Below are 24,805 nucleotides of genomic sequence, written 5' to 3'. Positions count from 1 at the left end.
CTGAAGTATGAAGAACAAAGAGCGCAATGGGACAGGTTCCAGATAACTCAACGTATTAGATAGATAAGGAATACCCCCATGTCAGAACGTTTCCCAAATGACGTGGATCCGATCGAAACTCGCGACTGGCTACAGGCGATCGAATCGGTCATCCGTGAAGAAGGTGTTGAGCGTGCTCAGTATCTGATCGACCAACTGCTTTCAGAAGCCCGCAAAGGCGGTGTGAAAGTAGCGGCAGGTGCAGGGGCCAGCAATTATGTAAACACTATTGCCGTTGAAGATGAACCGGAATACCCGGGCAATCTGGAGCTGGAACGTCGTATTCGTTCTGCTATCCGCTGGAACGCCATCATGACCGTACTGCGTGCGTCTAAAAAGGATCTTGAGCTGGGTGGCCATATGGCATCCTTCCAGTCCTCCGCAACGGTATATGATGTTTGCTTCAACCACTTCTTCCGTGCACGCAACGAGCAGGACGGTGGCGATCTGGTGTACTTCCAGGGTCACATCTCTCCGGGCATCTATGCACGCGCATTCCTGGAAGGTCGTCTGACTGAAGAGCAGATGAACAACTTCCGTCAGGAAGTTCATGGCAAAGGCCTGTCTTCCTACCCGCACCCGAAACTGATGCCGGAATTCTGGCAGTTCCCGACCGTATCTATGGGTCTGGGTCCAATCGGTGCTATCTACCAGGCTAAATTCCTGAAATATCTGGAACACCGTGGCCTGAAAGATACCTCTAAACAAACCGTTTACGCTTTCCTGGGCGACGGCGAGATGGATGAGCCAGAATCTAAGGGGGCTATCACCATCGCGACCCGTGAAAAACTGGACAACCTGGTCTTCGTTATCAACTGTAACCTGCAGCGTCTTGATGGCCCGGTCACCGGTAATGGCAAGATTGTCAACGAACTGGAAGGCATCTTCGCTGGCGCTGGCTGGAACGTGATTAAAGTCATGTGGGGCGGTCGTTGGGATGAGCTGCTGCGTAAAGATACCAGCGGTAAGCTGATCCAGCTGATGAACGAAACCGTTGACGGCGACTACCAGACCTTCAAATCCAAAGACGGCGCTTACGTACGTGAGCACTTCTTCGGTAAATATCCGGAAACCGCAGCACTGGTTGCTGACTGGACTGACGAGCAGATTTGGGCGCTGAACCGTGGTGGTCACGATCCGAAGAAAGTCTACGCTGCACTGAAAAAAGCGCAGGAAACCAAAGGCAAAGCAACTGTAATCCTGGCCCATACCATCAAAGGTTACGGCATGGGTGACACCGCCGAAGGTAAGAACATCGCTCACCAGGTTAAGAAAATGAACATGGACGGCGTGCGTTACATCCGCGACCGTTTCAATGTGCCAGTAACCGATGAGCAGGTTGAAAACCTGTCTTACATTACCTTCCCGGAAGGTTCTGAAGAGCACACCTATCTGCACGCCCAGCGTCAGAAACTGCACGGTTACCTGCCGAGCCGCCAGCCGAACTTCACTGAGAAGCTGGAACTGCCGGCGCTGGAAGACTTCGGTGCGCTGCTGGAAGAGCAGAACAAAGAAATCTCTACCACTATCGCTTTCGTTCGTGCCCTGAACGTGATGCTGAAGAACAAATCGATCAAAGATCGTCTGGTTCCAATCATTGCCGACGAAGCGCGTACTTTCGGTATGGAAGGTCTGTTCCGTCAGATCGGTATCTACAGCCCGAACGGCCAGCAGTACACCCCGCAGGACCGTGAGCAGGTTGCTTACTATAAAGAAGACGAAAAAGGTCAGATCCTGCAGGAAGGTATCAACGAACTGGGTGCAGGCGCGTCCTGGCTGGCTGCTGCAACATCTTACAGCACCAACGATCTGCCGATGATCCCGTTCTACATCTACTACTCCATGTTCGGTTTCCAGCGTATCGGCGACCTGTGCTGGCAGGCAGGCGACCAGCAGGCTCGCGGCTTCCTGATTGGTGGTACTTCCGGTCGTACGACGCTGAACGGCGAAGGTCTGCAGCACGAAGATGGTCATAGCCATATTCAGTCTCTGACTATCCCGAACTGTATCTCTTACGATCCGTCTTACGCGTACGAAGTTGCGGTCATCATGCATGATGGTCTGGAGCGTATGTACGGTGAGAAACAAGAGAACGTTTACTACTACATCACCACGCTGAACGAAAACTACCACATGCCGGCAATGCCAGCAGGTGCCGAGGAAGGTATCCGTAAAGGTATCTACAAACTCGAAACCCTTGAAGGTAAGAAAGGTAAAGTTCAGCTGCTGGGCTCCGGTTCTATCCTGCGTCACGTCCGTGAAGCAGCACAGATCCTGGCGAACGACTACGGTGTAGGTTCTGACGTATACAGCGTAACGTCCTTCACTGAACTGGCGCGTGATGGCCAGGATTGTGAGCGTTGGAACATGCTGCACCCGATGGAAACGCCGCGCGTTCCGTACATCGCTCAGGTGATGAACGACGCTCCGGCAGTTGCATCTACTGACTATATGAAACTGTTTGCCGAACAGGTTCGTACTTATGTACCGGCTGATGATTATCGCGTACTGGGTACTGACGGTTTCGGTCGCTCTGACAGCCGTGAAAACCTGCGTCACCACTTCGAAGTTGATGCTTCCTACGTGGTTGTAGCGGCCCTGGGCGAACTGGCTAAACGTGGCGAAATCGATAAGAAAGTGGTTGCTGACGCAATCATCAAATTCAACATCGATGCAGATAAAGTTAACCCGCGTCTGGCGTAAGAGGTAAAAGAATAATGGCTATCGAAATCAATGTACCGGACATCGGGGCTGATGAAGTTGAAATCACCGAGATCCTGGTCAAAGTAGGCGACAAAGTTGAAGCTGAACAGTCGCTGATCACCGTAGAAGGCGACAAAGCCTCTATGGAAGTTCCGTCTCCTCAGGCTGGTATCGTTAAAGAGATCAAAGTCTCTGTTGGCGACAAAACTGAGACCGGCAAACTGATCATGATTTTCGATTCCGCCGACGGTGCAGCAACTGCTGCACCTGCTCCGGCAGAAGAGAAGAAAGCAGCCGCTCCGGCCGCTGCACCAGCTGCAGCTGCGGCAAAAGACGTACACGTACCAGACATCGGCGGTGACGAAGTTGAAGTTACCGAGATCATGGTTAAAGTGGGCGATACCGTTGCGGCTGAACAGTCTCTGATCACCGTAGAAGGCGACAAAGCGTCTATGGAAGTTCCGGCGCCGTTCGCAGGAACGGTTAAAGAGATCAAAATCAACACCGGCGACAAAGTGTCTACCGGCTCCCTGATTATGGTCTTTGAAGTCGCAGGCGCAGCGCCTGCTGCTGCACCGGCTCAGGCTGCGGCTCCTGCTGCAGCGGCAGCTCCGGCGGCAACGGGTTCTAAAGAAGTTAACGTACCGGATATCGGCGGTGACGAAGTTGAAGTGACCGAAGTGATGGTCAAAGTGGGCGATAAAATTGCCGCTGAGCAGTCACTGATCACCGTAGAAGGCGACAAAGCGTCTATGGAAGTGCCGGCACCGTTCGCGGGTACCGTAAAAGAAATCAAAATCAGCACCGGCGACAAAGTGAAAACCGGTTCTCTGATTATGGTATTCGAAGTTGAAGGCGCAGCACCTGCTGCTGCACCGGCACAAGCTGCGGCACCGGCTCCGGCCGCTGCACCTGCACAAGCAGCTCCAGCTCCGGCTGCAAAAGCGGAAAGCAAATCTGACTTCGCTGAAAACGACGCTTACGTCCACGCAACTCCGCTGATCCGTCGCCTGGCGCGCGAATTTGGCGTGAATCTGGCGAAAGTGAAAGGTTCAGGTCGTAAAGGTCGTATCCTGCGTGAAGACGTTCAGGCATACGTGAAAGACGCGGTTAAACGTGCTGAAGCTGCTCCGGCAGCCGCTGCTGGCGGCGGTATCCCGGGCATGCTGCCTTGGCCAAAAGTTGATTTCAGCAAGTTTGGTGAAATCGAAGAAGTGGAACTGGGCCGTATCCAGAAAATCTCTGGTGCTAACCTGAGCCGTAACTGGGTGATGATCCCGCACGTTACCCACTTCGATAAGACCGATATCACCGATCTGGAAGCGTTCCGTAAACAACAGAACGCCGAAGCGGAGAAACGTAAACTGGACGTGAAATTCACCCCAGTGGTCTTCATCATGAAAGCCGTTGCTGCCGCTCTGGAACAGATGCCGCGCTTCAACAGCTCTCTGTCTGAAGACGGTCAGCGTCTGACCCTGAAGAAATACATCAACATCGGTGTTGCGGTAGATACCCCGAATGGTCTGGTTGTTCCGGTCTTCAAAGACGTGAACAAGAAGAGCATTACCGAGCTGTCTCGTGAACTGACCGTGATCTCCAAGAAAGCACGTGATGGCAAGCTGACCGCTGGCGAAATGCAGGGCGGTTGTTTCACCATCTCCAGCATCGGTGGCCTGGGTACTACCCACTTCGCACCGATTGTGAACGCGCCGGAAGTGGCTATCCTCGGTGTCTCCAAGTCCTCTATGGAGCCAGTGTGGAACGGTAAAGAGTTTATGCCGCGTCTGATGATGCCGATTTCGCTCTCCTTCGACCACCGTGTAATCGACGGTGCAGATGGTGCGCGCTTTATCACCATCATCAACAACATGCTGTCTGACATTCGCCGCCTGGTGATGTAAGCGAAAAAGCCGGCCCGACGGCCGGCTTTTTTCTGGTAATCTCATGAAGTCAGTGAGGTTATTGTGCGAAAGACAAATCGGTTGCCGTTTGTTGTTTCAAAATTGTTAACAATTTTGTAAAATACGGGCGGATAGAACGACCCGGTGGACGACGGGTATAAATTAAGAGGTCATGATGAGCACTGAAATCAAAACTCAGGTCGTGGTACTTGGGGCAGGCCCTGCAGGTTACTCTGCTGCCTTCCGTTGCGCAGATTTAGGTCTGGAGACCGTCATCGTAGAACGTTACAGCACCCTCGGTGGTGTTTGTCTGAATGTCGGCTGTATCCCTTCTAAAGCGCTGCTGCACGTAGCAAAAGTTATCGAAGAAGCCAAAGCACTGGCTGAACACGGTATCGTTTTTGGCGAGCCGAAAACCGATATCGACAAGATTCGTACCTGGAAAGAAAAAGTTATCACTCAACTGACCGGCGGTCTGGCTGGTATGGCCAAAGGCCGTAAAGTGAAAGTGGTTAACGGTCTGGGTAAATTTACCGGGGCTAACACCCTGGAAGTTGAAGGCGAAAACGGCAAAACCGTGATCAACTTCGACAACGCGATCATCGCGGCGGGTTCCCGTCCGATCGAACTGCCATTCATTCCGCATGAAGATCCGCGCGTGTGGGATTCCACCGATGCACTGGAACTGAAAACTGTTCCTAAGCGCCTGCTGGTAATGGGCGGCGGTATCATCGGTCTGGAAATGGGGACCGTGTACCATGCGCTGGGTTCAGAGATTGACGTGGTTGAAATGTTTGACCAGGTTATCCCGGCTGCCGATAAAGACGTGGTGAAAGTCTTCACCAAACGCATCAGCAAGAAATTCAACCTGATGCTGGAAACCAAAGTGACTGCCGTTGAAGCGAAAGAAGACGGTATTTACGTTTCCATGGAAGGCAAAAAAGCGCCTGCTGAAGCACAGCGTTATGATGCCGTACTGGTTGCTATCGGTCGTGTACCGAACGGTAAAAACCTCGATGCGGGCAAAGCTGGCGTTGAAGTTGATGACCGTGGTTTCATCCGCGTTGACAAACAGCTGCGTACCAACGTGCCGCATATCTTTGCTATCGGCGATATCGTCGGTCAGCCGATGCTGGCGCACAAAGGTGTTCACGAAGGTCACGTTGCCGCTGAAGTTATCGCCGGGAAGAAACACTACTTCGACCCGAAAGTTATCCCATCCATTGCGTACACTGAACCAGAAGTTGCATGGGTTGGCCTGACTGAGAAAGAAGCGAAAGAAAAAGGCATCAGCTACGAAACCGCCACCTTCCCGTGGGCTGCTTCTGGCCGTGCTATCGCTTCCGACTGCGCGGACGGTATGACCAAACTGATTTTCGACAAAGAATCTCACCGTGTGATCGGTGGTGCAATTGTCGGTACCAACGGCGGCGAGCTGCTGGGCGAAATCGGTCTGGCGATCGAAATGGGTTGCGACGCTGAAGATATCGCACTGACCATCCACGCGCACCCGACTCTGCATGAGTCCGTGGGCCTGGCGGCAGAAGTGTTCGAAGGTAGCATCACTGACCTGCCAAACCCGAAAGCGAAGAAAAAGTAATCTTCCCGCTTTTGTGAAAACGCCTCTTTGGAGGCGTTTTTTTTTGCCTAAAGCTACCCGTTATTTCAGGCAACATGCCGGGTGGCGCTAGCGCTAACCCGGCCTACGGCTTAACCTCGCTTTACGGTGCTACAGGCTGCCAGGTTTTTTCAGGGCTGTACTCAGTCATTGCCTGCGCTTTCTGTTGCGATGCTTCGCCAAGGTTGGCCTGATAAACATTGTCATCGCCGCTAATCATAAAGCTCATCACCCCGGTGTGCCCGTAGCTAATCGGCCACGCAATCATGGCAAAACCACTGGCTTTGTCCGGCAGTATGCGGAAACGATAACCGTGATAGCCCGTACCGGGTTCTTGTGGGCTGAAGGCGGGTCCCAGAGGGCTTGGCGCTTCGCCTGGTGCGACGGGCCAGTAAAGCCCGTCTTTTTTACCTTCGCTACTGACAATTTTTTGCGCATACGACTTGTTCAGCGCGTAATAGCTTTGCTGCGCGTCAACGTAGGCGTGCAGTGCTTCGATGGCTGAAAGCTCGTTGCGACCGATCGTTCGAGTGAGGATCTCCTCCTGGGCTTCGGTCATATCGAACGCCCAACCTTTGCTGGTTTTCACCATCGGTATGGGTAACTGCCAGTCATCTTGCCCTACGTTGAGATGCGCCATGTTGTCCTGCAGCACAATGTGATGGCTCACCTTCCAGTCGCGATTAAAGCGTGCCACCGCTTCCGGATCGGCCCCTTCTGGTGGTAAAAAATGTCGCCAGTTTTCACCCAGTAGCGCCGTGAGCTGCTTTTCATTTTGCTGCGCCACCGCAGCGGCAAATGCACTGGCCGCTTCTTCGGGGGAGGTGAACGCCTGTTGCGCATAGCTCACCAGCGGCAAGGAGAGCAACAGGGCGCTTAACATAATTTTTTTCATCATCGGCTCCGGTTAACGACGGCGAAATTCGTGGTGCTCAGAAAAATTCTCGCGTGCCGCAGCGCGCTGCCCGCTGTTGAGGTTGCTCGCGCGACGGCTTTCCTGTCCACGCAGTTGCTGGGACTGCCACGACGGTGAGCGACTGTCATTCCCGCTGAAGACGTTTGAATGTGTATTCTGACGGGAGGCCAGACGTTGTTGCGAGTTGGATGATTCAACGCGTTGGCGAGCGGTTTCCCTTTGCTGCTGTGAAACCGGATGTTGCTGAGCTTTTGACTTCAGTTCAGAGCGGTGCTGCTGTTGCGTAGTGGATTTATTCAGCGTCTTCTGTGCTGCTTCACGACGGCTGTTGTTTTGTGTTTCGTCATAGCCACGATAGTTATTGCGCTGGGCAATTTGATTTAGCTGTGAAGAGGCGGCTTTACGTTGAGCATCCCGCGATGTCTGACCCGACAAGTTTGCCGGAGAGGTCTGGCTACGCTGTTGGAACTGCGTCATTGCGGCCTGACGCTGGCTGTCTCGTGTGGCAGCGGTGGTCGGTGTATGTTGAGTGGCGCTTAAACCCCCGCTAACGTTGGTCTGATGAAAACGTTGTGCGACCGCGTCGTTCTGGTAAGGCACGCCGTTACGGTACGCAGGGTTGTGCTGCCAGGCAATGTTTTGCCCTTTCAGGTTTTGTCCGGAGATATGGTTGAAATTGTTAACATCAATATTGATGTTATCTCCGTTGTGCTGGTAGCCATTACCGCCGTGAGGGCCGTCATGGTCATGGTAGTCATCATCATGGTGATGGTCGTCGTCATCCCAGTCGATGTTACTGAACAGCGCATAGGTCGTCGCAACGCCCAGGCTATAGCCGAAACCTTTGACGAAGCTATCGGCAAACTGCTCTCCCGGAGGGGGCGGCAGATAGACGGGCGGGTAGGCGGTATTAGGCCAGCTGCCGTAAACAACGGTTGGATTGTAGTTCGGCACATATACCACCTGTGGATCGGTCGGCTCAATTTTGATAACCGTCGAGGTGGGGGCGCTACTGGTCACTTTCGTCGTTGATGATGATGGCGTCTGAACCACGGTTGTTTTCTGGGTGTTCGTGACCGTTTGCTGTGGTGTGGATTTTAGCGAACCTGTTTGCTGAGCCAGCAAACGCAGGCGTTGTACGGCATCCATCACGTCCTGTGGCTGTGCCAGAAACGCATTCCCCAGGTTTTGTACCCAGTCAGGGTTTTCGCCCATCAGAGCCATCAGTTGCGGAAATGCCACCAGCGACTTCACGCTGGGGTCCCATGACTGGCCGGACACTGCCTGAATGGCGGCATCACCTTGCAGTGTCGGGTTATCACGAGACCACTGAACCGCCTGTACCACGTTCGATGGATACGTTGAGGCCATCAACACCTGAGAAAGTAACGGGTCAGGGTAGAGCGCAACAGGGGCGACCCACTGATCAAGTTGAGCAGTGGTATACGTTGTTGGCGCCACCGGGGCGACTGCGGGAGCCGCGGCAACGGGCGGTTGAGGCGCTACTGCCGGGGCAGGCTGCGAGGGGGCTTCTGGTGTGCGGCTGTTTACAAACAGCACGCCCGCACCGACAAATAACCCTGCACTGCACGCCAGAGCAATGATATGGGGCTTAAAGGGCAACGTCATTTTATCTCTCCCGACTCAGTAAGAATCGTCATAGTCATTATGCCTGCCGCCAGTGGGTGCAGTGTTCCGTGAGTATAAAGAGACAATAGTTTAATTTTTGACGAATCTTGGGATCGTTAACGCAAGTTTATTATCAGGGAGCTAAATAATGTGACTAAACATTGCTGGCGAAAATTATCATTCCACTTCTGCCATTGCGAAGAGCATTAGACCATCCTTAACGATTCAGCCAATTTTTTATGTTGCTTTTTTGTAAACAGATTAACACCCAACGAAAATCCTGTTATTGTGCCTTTTGCGGTACCGGGCATTTACCCTACTAACTGCTGTCTCACAGGAGCGTGAAGAGAATCGCCCATATACAAAAGCGCCGCATTATGACAATGAGAGCGAGGAGATATCGTCGTGCTAGAAGAATACCGTAAGCACGTAGCTGAGCGTGCCGCCCAGGGGATTGTGCCGAAACCCTTAGACGCAACCCAAATGGCTGCACTTGTCGAGCTGCTGAAGACCCCGCCTGTGGGCGAAGAAGAATTCCTGTTAGACCTGTTGATTAACCGCGTTCCCCCTGGTGTAGATGAAGCCGCTTACGTTAAAGCCGGTTTTCTCGCCGCTGTCGCTAAAGGTGACACTACCTCTCCGCTGATCACGCCAGAAAAAGCCATCGAACTGCTGGGTACCATGCAGGGCGGTTATAACATTCATCCGCTGATTGATGCGCTGGACGATGCCAAACTGGCGCCGATTGCCGCCAAAGCGCTCTCTTCAACGCTGCTGATGTTTGATAACTTCTACGATGTAGAAGAAAAAGCCAAAGCTGGCAACGAATATGCTAAGCAAGTGATGCAGTCCTGGGCTGATGCCGAATGGTTCCTGAACCGTCCTGCTCTGGCTGAAAAAATCACCGTTACCGTCTTCAAAGTGACGGGTGAAACCAACACCGATGACCTGTCTCCGGCCCCGGACGCGTGGTCTCGCCCTGATATTCCGCTGCACGCCCTGGCGATGCTGAAAAACGCCCGTGAAGGTATCGAGCCGGATCGGCCGGGTGTTGTTGGCCCGATCAAACAGATCGAAGCATTACAGAAAAAAGGTTACCCGCTGGCCTATGTGGGTGACGTTGTCGGTACCGGTTCTTCGCGTAAATCTGCGACCAACTCCGTGCTGTGGTTTATGGGTGATGATATCCCTCATGTACCGAACAAGCGTGGCGGTGGTTTGTGTCTGGGCGGAAAAATTGCACCGATCTTCTTCAACACCATGGAAGATGCGGGCGCGCTGCCGATTGAAGTGGACGTAAGCAACCTGAACATGGGCGACGTAATTGACGTTTACCCGTTCAAGGGCGAAGTGCGTAACCACGAAACCAACGAACTGCTGGCTACCTTCGAACTGAAAACCGATGTGCTGGTTGACGAAGTGCGCGCCGGTGGCCGTATTCCGCTGATCATCGGCCGTGGCCTGACCACCAAAGCGCGTGAAGCGCTGGGTCTGCCGCACAGTGATGTATTCCGTCAGGCGAAAGATGTGGCGGAAAGCAGCCGTGGCTTCTCTCTGGCTCAGAAAATGGTTGGCCGCGCATGTGGCGTAACCGGCGTCCGTCCGGGTGCCTACTGTGAACCGAAGATGACTTCCGTCGGCTCTCAGGATACCACCGGCCCAATGACCCGCGACGAACTGAAAGACCTGGCGTGCCTGGGCTTCTCTTCTGACCTGGTGATGCAGTCGTTCTGTCATACCGCTGCGTATCCGAAACCGGTTGACGTGACCACCCACCATACTCTGCCTGACTTCATCATGAACCGTGGCGGCGTGTCGCTGCGTCCGGGTGATGGCGTAATCCACTCCTGGCTGAACCGTATGCTGCTGCCGGATACCGTAGGTACCGGTGGTGACTCCCATACTCGTTTCCCAATCGGTATCTCTTTCCCGGCGGGTTCTGGTCTGGTGGCGTTCGCGGCTGCGACCGGCGTGATGCCGCTGGATATGCCGGAATCTGTTCTGGTGCGTTTCAAAGGCAAAATGCAGCCGGGTATCACCCTGCGTGACCTGGTTCATGCCATCCCGCTGTACGCGATCAAACAAGGTCTGCTGACCGTTGAGAAGAAAGGTAAGAAAAATATCTTCTCTGGCCGCATTCTGGAAATTGAAGGTCTGCCGGATCTGAAAGTTGAGCAGGCATTCGAACTGACCGATGCGTCCGCTGAGCGTTCCGCTGCCGGTTGTACCATCAAGCTGAACAAAGAGCCGATCGTTGAGTACCTCAGCTCCAACATCGTTCTGCTGAAATGGATGATCGCGGAAGGCTACGGCGATCGCCGTACGCTGGAACGTCGTGTACAGGGCATGGAAAAATGGCTGGCGGATCCGCAACTGCTGGAAGCCGATGCTGACGCCGAATACGCGGCAGTGATCGACATCGATCTGGCGGATATCAAAGAGCCGATCCTGTGTGCACCGAACGATCCGGACGACGCGCGTCTGCTGTCTGACGTGCAGGGCGAGAAGATCGACGAAGTGTTCATCGGTTCCTGCATGACTAACATTGGTCACTTCCGTGCCGCGGGTAAACTGCTGGATGCGCATAAAGGCCAGTTGCCGACGCGTCTGTGGGTTGCTCCACCAACGCGTATGGATGCGGCACAGCTCACCGAGGAAGGCTATTACAGCGTCTTTGGTAAGAGCGGGGCGCGTATCGAGATTCCTGGCTGTTCACTGTGCATGGGGAACCAGGCGCGTGTGGCAGACGGTGCGACAGTCGTTTCTACCTCGACCCGTAACTTCCCGAACCGTTTAGGTACGGGGGCGAACGTCTACCTGGCTTCTGCAGAGCTGGCGGCGGTTGCTGCGCTGATCGGTAAACTGCCGACGGCGGAAGAGTATCAGACCTATGTGGCGCAGGTAGATAAAACGGCCGTAGATACTTACCGGTATCTGAACTTTGACCAGCTCTCTCAGTACACCGAGAAAGCAGATAGCGTGATTTTCCAGACTGCGGTTTAATTCGCGACCACATTTAGCGTAAAAACGCATCAATGCCCGAAGAGGCTGGCTTCTCCGGGCATTTTTATTTCTATTCCTTATACCCGCTACACTTTTTTTCTGCCGCGCTGCTGCGATAATTACAGCAAGGTGCAATGCGGTATTGGCGCATTGCCGGGAGCAGAGGAAGACATTATGGATTACGAATTTCTGCGCGATGTTACCGGGCGGGTTTTAGTGCGTATGTCCATGGGCCATGAAGTCGTGGGGCACTGGTTTAATGAAGAAGTGAAAGAGAACATGGCCTTGCTTGATGAAGTGGAACAGGCAGCGCGTGCGGTAAAAGGCAGTGAACGTTCCTGGCAGCGAGCAGGGCATGAATACACGCTCTGGCTGGATGGCGAAGAGGTTATGGTTCGCGCCAATCAACTGGAGTTCACGGGCGATGAAATGGAAGAAGGAATGAATTACTACGACGAAGAGAGTTTATCTTTGTGCGGCGTTGAAGATTTCTTGCAGGTGGTTGCCGCGTATCGTGAATTTGTGCAACAGCGTTAATTTGCACTCGCCTCTGCCGGGGGCGCTGTGCTACCCGGCCTGGCACAACGATGTCATTCCTGGTTCGTAGGCCCGATAAGCGTAGCGCCATCGGGCAAGGTGTCTTATTTGACGTAAGCCAACAGACTTAAGGAGTCGCGCGCCAGCGCTTTGCATTTTTTCGCGACCGGAATACCAATACCGCTCAAATCGCGATAGCTGTCTTCACCGAGTGCTTTCATATCGAAGGTATCGTAATTACTGAGGTCCCACTGGTTCTGTTGGGCAAAAAAGACCAGTGCGCGACGTATCTGCCCGTTGGGCAAATTCTGGTAGCCACAGTCATTTTTCAGAAAAACAAAAACTGCCGTTAAATCGGCCATATCTTCGGCTTCGGATTCACTAAGCGCGTAGCTATTTGCGCATACTGCCATCAGGCTGCCGAACAAAACTGTTCTGAAAAACGTCTTCATTGCTTCTACCACTGCATCACGGAAATTAAACGTTAGCATACTGCGAGCGAAGCGACGACCTTTATTATCAGCCGTTCACTTGACCTTCCCGTAAGGGGAGGGCTTATGCTTAAAAGATAGCCTGCTTAAGCTGCTGAATATAAGGAAATGAATATGCAACGTCGTGACTTTTTAAAGTACTCCGTGGCGCTGGGCGTCGCGTCAGCTTTACCTTTGTGGAGCCGCACCGTTTTTGCGGCTGACCGTCCTGCGTTACCCATTCCTGACCTGTTAACTGCGGATGCTTCTAATCGCATACAGCTGATTGTGAAAGCTGGGCAGTCGACGTTTGCGGGGAAAACCGCCACCACCTGGGGATATAACGGTAACGTGCTCGGACCCGCGGTAAAACTGAATAAAGGTCAGGCGGTGAGTGTGGATATCCATAATCAACTGGCCGAAGAGACGACGCTGCACTGGCATGGGCTGGAAATCCCCGGTGAAGTCGATGGCGGGCCGCAAGGCGTTATTCCGGCGGGTGGGAAGCGTTCAGTGACCTTTACCCCTGCGCAACGGGCAGCAACCTGTTGGTTCCATCCACATCAACACGGGAAAACCGGACGTCAGGTTGCGATGGGCCTGGCCGGACTGGTGCTGATTGAAGATGACGAGATCCGCAAACTACTGCTACCGAAGCAGTGGGGTATCGACGATGTGCCGGTGATTATTCAGGACAAACAGTTTTCCGCTGACGGACAAATTAATTACCAGTTGGATATGATGACCGCCGCCGTCGGTTGGTTTGGCGATACGCTGCTAACCAATGGGGCGATTTACCCACAACATGCCGCACCACGCGGCTGGTTGCGCCTGCGTCTGCTGAATGGCTGTAACGCACGCTCGCTTAATATCGCGGCCAGCGATAACCGTCCCCTGTATGTGATTGCCAGTGATGGTGGATTGTTAGCTGAGCCGGTAAAAGTGACCGAACTGCCGATGCTGATGGGTGAGCGTTTTGAAGTATTGGTGGATGTGAGCGACGGAAAAGCCTTTGATTTGGTCACTCTGCCGGTGAGCCAGATGGGGATGGCGATCGCGCCATTTGATAAACCACATCCGGTGATGCGTATTCAACCGCTGCTTATTACCGCTTCCGGGATGCTGCCGGATACGCTGACCACCCTGCCAGCGTTGCCTTCTCTGGATGGACTGACGGTGCGTAAACTGCAACTGTCGATGGACCCTATGCTCGACATGATGGGCATGCAGATGCTGATGCAAAAGTATGGCGATCAGGCGATGGCCGGGATGGATCACGGGCAAATGATGGGCCATATGAACAGCAGCAACATGAGTCACGGTAACATGAGCCACGGCAATATGAATCACGGCAATATGGACAGCATGAAGGGTGATATGAGCAATATGAAACATGGCGGGTCGTTTGATTTCCATAACGCCAATCGGATTAATGGCCTGCCCTTTGATATGAATAAACCGATGTTTGCTGCGGCGAAAGGCCAGCATGAACGCTGGGTCATTTCCGGTCAGGGTGACATGATGCTGCATCCGTTCCATATTCACGGCACGCAGTTCCGCATCCTCTCTGAGAATGGCAAAGCGCCGGCCACGCATCGCGCAGGCTGGAAGGACACCGTGCGTGTCGAAGGTGGCGTCAGTGAGGTGCTGGTGAAGTTTGACCACGACGCGCCGAAAGAACATGCCTATATGGCGCACTGCCATCTGCTGGAGCACGAAGACACCGGCATGATGCTCGGTTTTACGGTTTAAACAACGACGTCTCTTCGCTTACCCGGCCTACAGGATATTTCTTGTCGGCCGGGTATGGCGCATCCCCTGCATATTCTGCCATTGAACATAAAGTAATCGTCTTTGGGGCCGATAATCATCATGTACCCAATGTGAGTTCAATGGATGAAAAAACGTGATTAAAAATATTCGTGTTATTACCGGTATCCTGCTGGTTCTCGCCATTTTCTGTTTACTGCAGGCCGTTACGGGAAGCCTGTTTTATTCTGCGGTAAACAATGACAGGCAGAATTTCCAGAACTCAGGCACCCTCAACGCTCAGCAAGAAAATCTGAGTGACAGCGTCAATACGTTGATTAAAACCCGTGTTACGGTGACACGCGTCGCCATCCGCTTTTTAAAAAATCAGAGCGATCCTGCCTCTTTAGCCGCGATCAACACGCTGCTCAATACCGCCAGTGATTCAATGAAGAAGGCTGAAGGTTATTTCGCCCGGTATCAGGGATTACCACAGGTTACAGGGCAAGATCCGCAGATCGCCAGTGAAATGGAAAAGCAATATCGCCAGATGCACGAAGTGATGAAATTATCGATTGAGTATCTGCGAGCGAATAACTATCAGGCCTATGGCGATCTTGATGCCCAGAAAGCGCAGGATGAAATGGAAGCGAGCTATGACCACTGGCGAAACGAGAATAATGCGCTGCTGCAGCACGCTGCTGCGGAGAATCAGCTCAGTTTTTCCCGTATGCAGTGGACGCTGGGAGGCATCGTTCTGGTTGTGCTGATCGTTCTGGGCATGATCTGGAGCGGGTTGCAACACATCCTGCTGAAGCCGCTGGCGCAGATTATGGAGCATATTCGCGTCATTACCGGTGGAGATTTAACCCATAAGCTTAATGTTGAAGGTCGCAACGAAATGGGCCGACTGGCGATGGGGTTGGAAGAGATGCAACAGTCGCTGATTTCGACAGTCACTGCCGTACGTAATAGCTCGGAGTCAATTCATACCGGGGCCGCTGAAATTTCCTCGGGTAATAACGACCTTTCTTCGCGCACCGAGCAGCAGGCGGCCTCGCTTGAGGAAACTGCCGCCAGCATGGAGCAGTTGACTGCGACAGTGAAGCAGAATACGGACAATGCGAAACAGGCAACCCAATTGGCGAAAAACGCCTCTGATACTGCCGCTCGCGGGGGGCGTGTTGTTGATACCGTTGTTCATACGATGAGTGAAATAGCGGACAGCTCGCAGCAAATCGCGCAGATCACGAACGTTATCGACAGTATTGCATTCCAGACCAACATTCTGGCGCTGAACGCCGCAGTAGAAGCGGCCAGAGCCGGAGAACAGGGGCGCGGATTTGCGGTTGTAGCCGGTGAAGTCCGGACTCTGGCAAGCCGTAGTGCCCAGGCAGCAAAAGAGATCAAAGCGCTGATTGATAATTCAACTCACTGTGTCGGCATGGGATCGCAGCAGGTTTCGGATGCCGGTAAAACCATGGCTGAAATTGTCGCGGCGGTGACCCGTGTGACCGATATCATGGGCGAAATTGCGTCTGCTTCTGAAGAACAAAGTCGGGGGATTGAACAGGTTAGCCTCGCGGTTTCGCAGATGGACAGCGTTACCCAGCAAAACGCCGCGCTGGTGGAGGAGTCTGCGGCGGCGGCGGCCTCACTGGAGCAACAGGCCGAGCAGTTGCGGCAGGCTGTTGCGGTATTTCGCATTACCCGTGAGAAGGCGGTAAGCGGGGCACGAAAACCATCGCAGGACGCTCCGCGCCAGGATCGCGTTGTCTCTACTACCCAGGATCAACATTGGGAAACGTTCTGACCTGAAAAAGTCCGATTTTGTTCACGCTAAAAGCCGGGTTCGTTGCCCGGCTTTCGTATATTCAGTGCACGTTAAAATGCGTGTGCAGGTTCTCTGAGTAACTATCAGAGGAATGCGGTCTCTTTGCTGGTATACTTCACCCACTGAATTGTTTGTATGCTGTCGCAAGTTTTGTGGTTAGTGCGAGCCACCGCCTCTCTGTCGGTGTATCAAGGTAAGCGCTTTCTTTCGATTTGCATGATGTGTTAACTGATAAAAATCAGTGAGTTATTTCTTTTATGAAACATACTGTAGAAGTCATGATCCCGGAAGCGGAGATCAAAGCGCGTATTGCCGAATTGGGGCGTCAGATTAACGAGCGTTACAAGGACAGCGGCAGTGATATGGTGCTGGTAGGCCTGTTACGCGGTTCATTTATGTTTATGGCTGACCTGTGCCGCGAAGTGCATGTCTCCCACGAAGTCGATTTCATGACCGCCTCCAGCTACGGCAGCGGAATGTCCACCACACGTGATGTTAAAATCCTCAAAGACCTGGATGAAGACATTCGTGGCAAAGACGTGCTGATTGTTGAAGACATCATCGACTCCGGCAACACGCTGTCTAAAGTGCGTGAAATCCTGAGTCTGCGTGAACCTAAATCTCTGGCGATTTGTACGTTGCTGGATAAACCTTCTCGCCGTGAAGTGAATGTACCGGTCGAGTTTATCGGTTTCTCCATTCCAGATGAGTTCGTTGTTGGCTACGGCATTGACTATGCACAACGTTATCGCCATCTGCCGTATGTTGGCAAAGTGGTGTTGCTGGACGAGTAATGGGCTGGAGCGCCTGATGGCGCTTCGCTTATCAGGCCTACAGCGCTGATTTGTAGGCCTGATAAGGCGTAACTGCCACCCGGCAGTATCGCCTTACTTATGGTTGCTGTGCTTCTGGCTGAGGTTCGACAACCCCTGTCGGTAGCGTTGTTCCAGCGTTTCGCGGCTGGTAGCCGTGACGTCCAGATCGCGCAGCAGGCCATCATGAATACCGTAAGCCCATCCGTGAATCGTCACTTTCTGACCGCGTTTCCAGGCTGAACGCATGATTGTCGAATGGCCCAGGTTATAGACCTGCTCCATGACATTCAGTTCGCACAGGGTGTCCATGCGACGTTCCTGCGGCATTTCGCCCAGCAGTGAGCTGTGTTTAAACCAGATATCGCGAATATGCAGCAACCAGTTATCAATCAGCCCCTGTTCTTTATTTTCAATGGCTGCCTGGACACCGCCGCATCCATAGTGGCCACAAATAATAATGTGTTCCACTTCCAGCACATCCACCGCATACTGAACCACTGAGAGACAGTTCAGGTCGGTGTGAATAACCAGATTAGCAACATTACGGTGAACAAACAGTTCACCCGGTTCAAGACCGGTTAAACGTTCAGCGGGAACGCGACTGTCGGAACATCCAATCCATAGAAAACGCGGATTTTGTGCATGTGTCAGCGTTTCAAAAAACCCGGGATCCTCTTCTACCAGCATCTTTGACCATAGTGCATTGTTGCTGATAAGTGTATCTATGTCTTTCATGGAGTTGTACAACCCGAAGCCAGATAAATTCGATGGGCTAATATAGGGTAACTCCAGCATTATTTAAACTATATATAAAATGTCAGAACGTAAGGTAAGTAAAAAACCATGACCATTGCTCTGGAACTTCAAAAACTTAAAAAAACCTATCCCGGTGGCGTTCAGGCGTTGCGTGGCATCGATTTGCAAGTCGAAGCGGGTGATTTCTATGCGCTGCTAGGTCCCAATGGCGCGGGAAAGTCCACTACCATCGGCATTATCAGCTCGCTGGTGAATAAAACCTCCGGTCGGGTTAGCGTCTTCGGGTTCGATCTTGATAAAGATACGGTTAATGCCAAGCGCCAGCTTGGGCTGGTGCCGCAGGAGTTCAACTTTAACCCGTTTGAAACCGTGCAACAGATCGTGGTGAATCAGGCGGGTTATTACGGCGTTGAGCATAAAGAGGCGATTAAGCGCAGTGAAATTTATCTAAAACAGCTCGACCTGTGGGAAAAACGCAACGAGCGTGCTCGTATGCTGTCCGGCGGGATGAAGCGCCGCCTGATGATTGCCCGCGCGCTGATGCATGAGCCAAAGTTGCTTATCCTCGATGAACCTACTGCCGGTGTTGATATTGAATTACGCCGCTCAATGTGGGGCTTTTTGAAGGATTTAAACGATAAAGGTACGACGATTATTCTAACCACCCACTACCTCGAAGAAGCGGAAATGCTGTGCCGGAACATCGGCATTATTCAGCATGGTGAGCTGGTAGAAAATACCTCGATGAAGAATCTGCTCTCCAAGCTCAAATCTGAGACGTTTATTCTTGATCTGGCGGCGAAAAGCCCGCTACCTAAGCTGGAAGGCTATCAATACCGTCTGGTTGATACCTCAACGCTGGAAGTTGAAGTTCTGCGCGAGCAGGGGGTGAACAGCGTGTTCTCGCAGCTGAGCGCTCAGGGTATTCAGGTATTGAGTATGCGGAACAAGGCGAACCGACTGGAAGAGCTGTTTGTTTCTCTGGTTCATGAAAAACAAGGAGATCGCGCATGATGCAGCTCTACTGGGTCGCGCTGAAAAGCATCTGGGCGAAAGAGATCCACCGCTTTATGCGTATCTGGGTGCAAACCCTGGTACCGCCCGTTATCACCATGACGCTCTATTTTATTATCTTTGGTAATTTGATTGGCTCACGGATCGGTGAAATGCACGGCTTTAGCTACATGCAGTTTATCGTGCCGGGGCTTATCATGATGGCGGTGATTACCAACTCGTACGCCAACGTGGCGTCGTCATTTTTTAGCGCCAAGTTTCAGCGCAACATTGAAGAACTGTTGGTTGCACCGGTACCGACGCACGTTATCATCGCCGGTTTTGTCGGCGGTGGTGTGGCTCGCGGTCTGTGTGTGGGCATTCTGGTCACAGCTATCTCTCTGTTCTTTGTTCCGTTCCAGGTGCACTCCTGGGTCTTCGTGGCGCTGACGCTGGTGCTAACGGCGGTACTGTTTTCGCTGGCGGGCTTGCTGAACGCGGTTTTTGCCAAAACCTTTGACGATATCAGTCTGATCCCGACCTTCGTGTTAACGCCGCTGACCTATCTGGGGGGCGTTTTCTATTCGTTAACGCTGCTGCCGCCATTCTGGCAGGGACTGTCGCACCTGAACCCGATTGTCTACATGATTAGCGGATTCCGCTACGGCTTCCTCGGCATTCACGATGTGCCGCTGGTGACGACCTTCGGTGTGCTGGTGGTGTTTATCGCCGCATTTTATTTACTGTGCTGGTATCTGATTCAGCGCGGGCGCGGGCTGCGCAGCTAAATGTTAAAAGGCGACGTGAGTCGCCTTTTTTTAGCGAATTTGTACTTCCAGTGTGGCCGTTGCCTGATACTGTCCGGTGCGTGGAATATTGCCGGTGGTATTTACCGGAGCGGTGGTAAATGTCGAACTGCCACTGCCATCCTGATAATCATCGACGGGCAATTCCGTGCTGCCGTTCGGCACGATGGTATTGTCCTCTTTGTCAGAAATACGAATTCCAATATTCTCATTATCGGTTTGCAAATAGTCGTTGTTATGCGGATCGTTAGTGCCTGCTAATGACAGCGAGAGATTGGTGCCATTGGCAACGTTGCTGCAGGTTAAGTTGACGCGGGTTGTGACATGAGATTCCTGCGGGCTGTCGCCAAGGTTGCGGATATCTTTTCCCTGAATATCCGGTAGCTTCACTTCGATAATCTGTCCGGCGTTTATAGAGCAAGACTGAGGAACGGTGATCGTGCCAGAGAGCGTGACGCGCGCGACCGGCGGCACGCCTGGCGGTACGTTATCGCCGCCGCCGGTGGCGGATTTCGATAGATACAGGTTCACGATGGTGGTTTCTGGGATGATTATCTCACCGACCAACGGATGGGTAATGTAGATCCTGACCTTGCCGCGGTTTCCTGCTGTCATCGCCCTCATATCTGCCCCAGTGCAGCCACCTCCTGTTGCGTCAAGGTTGCTGACGGCGGAAAAAGGCACGGGGACAAATTGCCCGAGTTTGCCAGCAATGTAGGTTTCAGAGCCGATCTCCAGCTTTCCCGCGACCAGTACGTAATAATACATATAGCCGTAGTAGCGGCTCTCACTGTAGGTGCCTTTTTGCGTCAGGTCGCCGGTTGTGGCGGTAAAGTAGTTATAGCCCCGATAATCAGTATTATCGCAATCACATACGGCGTTGTAGGTAGCGCTGCCGGACCAATTCGATTCAATAATCGTCCCCCGCTGGTTGTTGTCTGTGCTGTCGATCGTCTGATTGACATCAAACGGATAATTTCGGGTGCCGCTTGTCGATTCGCACCATCCTGTACCGTTGCCAAAGTCTTCGGCCCTGGCGCATCCGGAAAGCGCGACTAACAGTAGTGCACAATACTTCAATTCTTTCAGGTTCATCGTATTCCTTTATTGGCACTGAGCCTGGCTTGTCACAATGCCATTGAGATTTTTTTGCGGGTCGAGGTGGTAGCTGGCGCGGCAGGTTTCATTCGCACGGTTTCCCCATCTCACGACAAGCACGCCTTCCTCTGGCAGTCCGCTCAAGAACACCTGTCCCTTATCAGCGACAATATTGGCCAGACTCTCGTTTTGTTGCGTAAGGCTGACTGTCGCGCCAAAGGGCACCGCGCTTGTGTTCGCGCGCAGAAGCGTGATGAGTGCCCGGTAGCCTTTGCGCGCGTCGTAATCAGCACGCACGATGGCATTGCGTGTCGGGTAGACGGTCTGGTTATTCATTGGGATATCAACGTTGTCTGCAAAAGTGCTGCTGTCCAGCGCGATATCGTAGCGATAGTAAGGCGTGACGTTCGGGATCACCGTATATCCGCGGAAGTCGGTCGTAACGCCAGTCTGGTTGACAACCGAGACATTAGACGCGCCGGGCGCTTTGATGAGCACGGCCGCTCCGGTAATCGGCTGGCTCAGCGTTAGCCCATTTTCGTGGGCCAGCATGCCGCCGCTAATACCGTAGCTGACTTGCCGGGAGTCGGGAGACTGGCTATAACCGGCGTTCACGTTGGCATACGTTCCTTTATAGCTGGCGCTTAACCCGCCGGAGTCGCCGCCGGTAGTGCTGTGGCTTTGCTGTATGGACCAGTTCAGGTTATCGTCTCGAAGGGCAGTACCGCTCAGGCTGGTGCTGTTAACGGTAGCGTCATGCTTACGGGTGCTGAGCATATAGTTAGCGTACATGCGCGAATCGAGCAGCGCGAAAGGTACGCTTACCGAGAGCGTGAACAGTTGATCGTTTTGATAATACCGATCGTTATCTGTTGAGCTGGACTGATAGGTATTGCGGTTATAGCTGTAACCCAGGGTGTAACTCACCGCGCCAAAACGGTTGTTATAGCTTGCGCCCAGCGATTCCATTTTACGTTCACTGTGCCAATAGTTTTCTTTTATCCAGCTCAGTGTGAAGGCCCCAAGTTTTCCACCAAGCTGCTGATTTAACGAACTTTCAAAACGATTGTGGCGCTTGCCATAGTAATCGTTGAAGCTCTCGTCTGGGTCCAGCACTTCTTCAAGCGAGTTGTAGTGTTCGCTGGCGTAGCGATACCCGGCAAGTGAAAGCGTGGTCCCTGTACTGACTACCCCTTTGCTATAGCGGACGCGCCAGGATTGACCGGTTTCTTTGTGACCATCATCAAACCGGGCATGTGACCAGGTTCCGTCCAGCGAGATAGCGCCGAGCATCTGCATATTCTGCCCGATCCCCAGTGCGGCAGATTGGTATGTGTTTCCGGCAACCTGTCCGCCGCCATAGAGTGTGATCCCCCAGGGAAGGCCATAGAGCAGGGTTGCCTGGGTGAAGCTATCGCCGGTGTGGTTGTTGCCGTCCCGGTACTTCCCTGCCGTTACGCTATATTTGGCGTGCCCGGTTCGTTGCAGAATAGGCAGTGAAGCGTAGGGGACAATAAAGTGTTGTTCACTGCCGTCGGCTTCCTTGACCGTCACGTCGTAGTCGCCGTTGCTGCCGGTGGGGAACATGTCGTTAATTTCGAACTCGCCAGGCGGGACGGCGGTCTGGTAAGCAACCCGGCCATTTTGTCGCACGGTGACCTGCGCGTTCGAACGGGCAATGCCGCGAATTGTCGGCGCGTAACCACGTAGGCTGTCCGGTTGCATTTGATCGTCTGATGCTAGCTGTATACCGCGAAAGGCAAGGCTGTCGAAGATGTCCGTGGGCGTGTTGCTGTCGCCGAGGGTGAGCTGACTCTTCAGCGCAATAATGTCGCTCTGAAGATAATTGTATACGGTATTCCAGCTCTGCTGCGTGTTGCCATCGCTGGTGTTGGCGTTCCAGTTGGTATAGTTACGAAAACGCCATGGTCCAACATTAATACCCGGCTGAAGTGCCAGATATTGCGAGTCGGTATCCGCCACATCGCGATTTTTTCCGAAGGTCTGATAACCGCTGAAACTGTAGTTGAGCAACAGGGCTGGGATTCCCTCCTGCCACTTTTCCGGCGGCACGTATCCTCGGGCGCTACTGGCAATGTACATTTGCGGGATGCTAATAAACAGTTGCTGTGCCTGAAAATCAAACTGCTGGCTGGCACCTGGGATCAGTGAAAGATCGGCGCATCCCCTGGCGGTATTCAACGCGGGAAAAAGTTCAGTCTTTACTCCTGCGCTTTTTAATTCCGCTGTGAGTAAACAACCCTGTAATACCTGGCGGCCATCGGGTAGAGCGACCTGTTGATAATCAACGTTTCGCGAACCCAGTGATGTCTTGTTGATTAAAATATCGGTGTAATAAGTACCCGGTAGCTGGCTTTGGTCAGTGGAAAATATGGAGAGATCTGCCGCTGTGATCTGTTGCGATCCGCGGTTTTCAATAAATGCCGGATCGAAGTAGTCCCTGGCCCAAACCTGATGCGTCAGCGCGCAGTGAAGCGCAACCATAAGAGCACTGCGTGAGAGATAAAACTGCACAGATTGTCCATTCCTCGTGCCCATAAATCATCCTTGGCCGTGTTTTTACTGCTCTTGTTTATGTATTGGTCCCGTCCCCCCAAAGTCATTAATAATTGACCAGGTGATGACACCACTCGCCCCCGACTGCAATGTGTACTGCGCGCTACCAAACGGCGGTGCATAGCGCGGTGCTTTCAGTTTGCTGCCACCGACCGCTATTTCGCCGAAATTCATGTAGTAGGGCGTTGGGTTGCGGACCGTTAATATGCTGCCGCTTCTTGACCACTGCAGCTGATTGGTCACTTTTTCGGGGGTTTGCTTTAATGACGTGGGACGGTAAATCAGTTTAAATTCCGCTTTAATCGCAATTTTAAGTTTGTTGCCTTTATCATCCGGATTAGTTCCGGGAATGGACTTGATATCTAACCAATAAAGGGACTCTCTGTCTTCGGGTATATTTCCACCTGTGCGAATAACACGTAAAACATTTCTTTTACCACCATCAAGTCGAAATAGTGGAGGGGTTACCATAAAAGGTGCATCACCTGTTTTACCCGTTTCACTAATTGACTGTACCCACGATTGAATTAAGTATGGGACGTTGTCATTATTGCTTATTGATATTGACTCATCTTTTGCATCGCCGTTAAAAATAACGCGCGTGGCACCAATGTTGATTCCTGCAGCATGAGCAAAAGGACAGGCGAAAAGGCTGACAGCAAGAACTGCCTTCGTCAAAGGATTCATCATGACCTCAACAAACAAAAGGGCCAACCCGCGTTGGCCGCTATGGATTAGTTGTATTGCAGGTAGAAGGTTGCAGTCGCGTCAACGCTGCCCGCCGTTACGGTGTCGCTGGTTGAGATAAACTGGGCAGAGAATGGCATGGAAATTTCGGTCTGGCCGCTGGTGAGCGTAGATTTCGTTGACCATGCTGATTCATCATTCAACGCCAGCGCAGTATTGGCACTATCCAGAATTTGCACGCCTACACCGGTTGCATCACCCGTGTTTGCCAGTACGCTGGTGTCATACGGGTCCTGCGTACCTTCAAAACGGGTTTGGATATTTTCGTAGATTGATGAATCGCAGTTTTCCAGATCGATGGTGAAGGCTTCATTACTTTGCGTTTGCCCGGCAGCGGTAAAAACGGAGGCAAACTGGTCTTTCAGCGTGACGTCAATAGAGCTGGTCTTGACAGTACAGGCGTTTTGCAGAATTGTCCCTGTGATGTGGACGGTGCCATCGCTTGCGGTATCGGCTAATGCAGAAGTGGATATCAATAATGAAGCGAAAACCATTGTTTTCATTTTTTTGTTCATGAGCTTAATCCTTTAAGACTAATTATTAATAACACAGTGTTAATCAAGAGTGTTAATTCATTTACTTCGTTTTTATTTTCTTATTTTGCTATATTAAAG

Annotated in this window: 18 protein-coding genes; 10 read left to right on the top strand and 8 right to left on the bottom strand. The window is 52.5% G+C overall.

Going from position 1 to position 24,805, the window contains the following annotated elements:
• The first annotated feature begins 78 nt into the window (after window positions 1-78).
• From aceE to lpdA, 3 genes are all read left to right on the top strand, one after another.
• Window positions 79-2,742, top strand: coding sequence for a pyruvate dehydrogenase (acetyl-transferring), homodimeric type (aceE, locus tag NNO08_RS16200; protein WP_202039483.1), 2,664 nt, complete (start codon window positions 79-81; stop codon window positions 2,740-2,742).
• 14 nt (window positions 2,743-2,756) lie between these two features.
• The gene (gene aceF, locus NNO08_RS16195) at window positions 2,757-4,643 is read left to right on the top strand and encodes a pyruvate dehydrogenase complex dihydrolipoyllysine-residue acetyltransferase (RefSeq protein ID WP_137383703.1); all 1,887 of its coding nucleotides are present in this window, start codon (window positions 2,757-2,759) and stop codon (window positions 4,641-4,643) included.
• 175 nt (window positions 4,644-4,818) lie between these two features.
• Window positions 4,819-6,243: a dihydrolipoyl dehydrogenase gene (gene lpdA / locus NNO08_RS16190; RefSeq protein WP_003018686.1), complete on the top strand. Its 1,425-nt coding sequence runs from the start codon at window positions 4,819-4,821 to the stop codon at window positions 6,241-6,243.
• Between the two features lie 121 nt (window positions 6,244-6,364).
• Here lpdA and NNO08_RS16185 read toward each other — a convergent pair whose 3' ends face one another.
• Together NNO08_RS16185 and NNO08_RS16180 are read right to left on the bottom strand one after the other, a co-directional pair.
• The gene (locus NNO08_RS16185; RefSeq protein WP_271457097.1) at window positions 6,365-7,159 is read right to left on the bottom strand and encodes a DUF2950 family protein; all 795 of its coding nucleotides are present in this window, start codon (window positions 7,157-7,159) and stop codon (window positions 6,365-6,367) included.
• A gap of 9 nt (window positions 7,160-7,168) precedes the next feature.
• Window positions 7,169-8,806, bottom strand: a complete 1,638-nt coding sequence (locus NNO08_RS16180; RefSeq protein ID WP_271457096.1) for a DUF3300 domain-containing protein — start codon at window positions 8,804-8,806, stop codon at window positions 7,169-7,171.
• A 405-nt stretch (window positions 8,807-9,211) separates the two neighbouring features.
• On the opposite strand from NNO08_RS16180, the gene acnB reads away from it, so the two are divergent.
• The gene (gene acnB / locus NNO08_RS16175; RefSeq protein ID WP_271457095.1) at window positions 9,212-11,809 is read left to right on the top strand and encodes a bifunctional aconitate hydratase 2/2-methylisocitrate dehydratase; all 2,598 of its coding nucleotides are present in this window, start codon (window positions 9,212-9,214) and stop codon (window positions 11,807-11,809) included.
• 174 nt (window positions 11,810-11,983) lie between these two features.
• Entirely contained in the window at window positions 11,984-12,346 is a 363-nt protein-coding gene (gene yacL / locus NNO08_RS16170) for a protein YacL (protein ID WP_271440519.1), read from the top strand.
• Window positions 12,347-12,450: 104 nt separating this feature from the next.
• Here yacL and NNO08_RS16165 read toward each other — a convergent pair whose 3' ends face one another.
• Window positions 12,451-12,798, bottom strand: coding sequence for a YacC family pilotin-like protein (locus NNO08_RS16165; protein ID WP_001295568.1), 348 nt, complete (start codon window positions 12,796-12,798; stop codon window positions 12,451-12,453).
• 153 nt (window positions 12,799-12,951) lie between these two features.
• On the opposite strand from NNO08_RS16165, the gene cueO reads away from it, so the two are divergent.
• From cueO to hpt, 3 genes are all read left to right on the top strand, one after another.
• Window positions 12,952-14,568, top strand: a complete 1,617-nt coding sequence (cueO, locus tag NNO08_RS16160) for a multicopper oxidase CueO (protein WP_271457094.1) — start codon at window positions 12,952-12,954, stop codon at window positions 14,566-14,568.
• 154 nt (window positions 14,569-14,722) lie between these two features.
• A complete protein-coding gene (gene tcp, locus NNO08_RS16155; RefSeq protein ID WP_271440521.1) occupies window positions 14,723-16,378 on the top strand; it encodes a methyl-accepting chemotaxis citrate transducer in 1,656 nt (551 codons plus the stop codon).
• 278 nt (window positions 16,379-16,656) lie between these two features.
• On the top strand, window positions 16,657-17,193 hold the full coding sequence (gene hpt, locus NNO08_RS16150; protein WP_003018658.1) for a hypoxanthine phosphoribosyltransferase: 537 nt from the start codon (window positions 16,657-16,659) through the stop codon (window positions 17,191-17,193).
• A gap of 93 nt (window positions 17,194-17,286) precedes the next feature.
• Here hpt and can read toward each other — a convergent pair whose 3' ends face one another.
• A complete protein-coding gene (gene can / locus NNO08_RS16145; protein ID WP_003018654.1) occupies window positions 17,287-17,949 on the bottom strand; it encodes a carbonate dehydratase in 663 nt (220 codons plus the stop codon).
• 108 nt (window positions 17,950-18,057) lie between these two features.
• Here can and NNO08_RS16140 point away from each other — a divergent pair, with 108 nt between their 5' ends.
• Complete coding sequence (locus NNO08_RS16140) at window positions 18,058-18,984, top strand: ABC transporter ATP-binding protein (protein WP_271457093.1); 927 nt, start codon at window positions 18,058-18,060, stop codon at window positions 18,982-18,984.
• Window positions 18,981-19,751: an ABC transporter permease gene (locus tag NNO08_RS16135; protein ID WP_003829467.1), complete on the top strand. Its 771-nt coding sequence runs from the start codon at window positions 18,981-18,983 to the stop codon at window positions 19,749-19,751. The genes NNO08_RS16140 and NNO08_RS16135 overlap by 4 nt, the downstream gene beginning before the upstream one ends.
• 30 nt (window positions 19,752-19,781) lie before the next feature.
• On the opposite strand, the gene NNO08_RS16130 is transcribed toward NNO08_RS16135, so the two are convergent.
• Genes NNO08_RS16130 through NNO08_RS16115 form a run of 4 tightly spaced genes read right to left on the bottom strand, consistent with a single transcriptional unit; the run spans window position 19,782 to window position 24,706 of the window.
• Complete coding sequence (locus tag NNO08_RS16130; protein WP_271457092.1) at window positions 19,782-20,864, bottom strand: fimbrial protein; 1,083 nt, start codon at window positions 20,862-20,864, stop codon at window positions 19,782-19,784.
• A gap of 9 nt (window positions 20,865-20,873) precedes the next feature.
• The gene (locus NNO08_RS16125) at window positions 20,874-23,426 is read right to left on the bottom strand and encodes a fimbrial outer membrane usher protein (RefSeq protein ID WP_271457091.1); all 2,553 of its coding nucleotides are present in this window, start codon (window positions 23,424-23,426) and stop codon (window positions 20,874-20,876) included.
• 21 nt (window positions 23,427-23,447) lie between these two features.
• On the bottom strand, window positions 23,448-24,131 hold the full coding sequence (locus NNO08_RS16120) for a fimbria/pilus periplasmic chaperone (RefSeq protein WP_271440527.1): 684 nt from the start codon (window positions 24,129-24,131) through the stop codon (window positions 23,448-23,450).
• 47 nt (window positions 24,132-24,178) lie between these two features.
• Entirely contained in the window at window positions 24,179-24,706 is a 528-nt protein-coding gene (locus NNO08_RS16115; RefSeq protein ID WP_271440526.1) for a fimbrial protein, read from the bottom strand.
• Window positions 24,707-24,805: the final 99 nt, after the last annotated feature.

Origin of the sequence: Citrobacter sp. Igbk 17, assembly GCF_028069775.1 — a bacterium.
Taxonomy (GTDB): Bacteria; Pseudomonadota; Gammaproteobacteria; order Enterobacterales; family Enterobacteriaceae; genus Citrobacter.
Note: the sequence above shows the minus strand (reverse complement) of the source record. Positions and strands in the feature narration are given on the sequence as shown.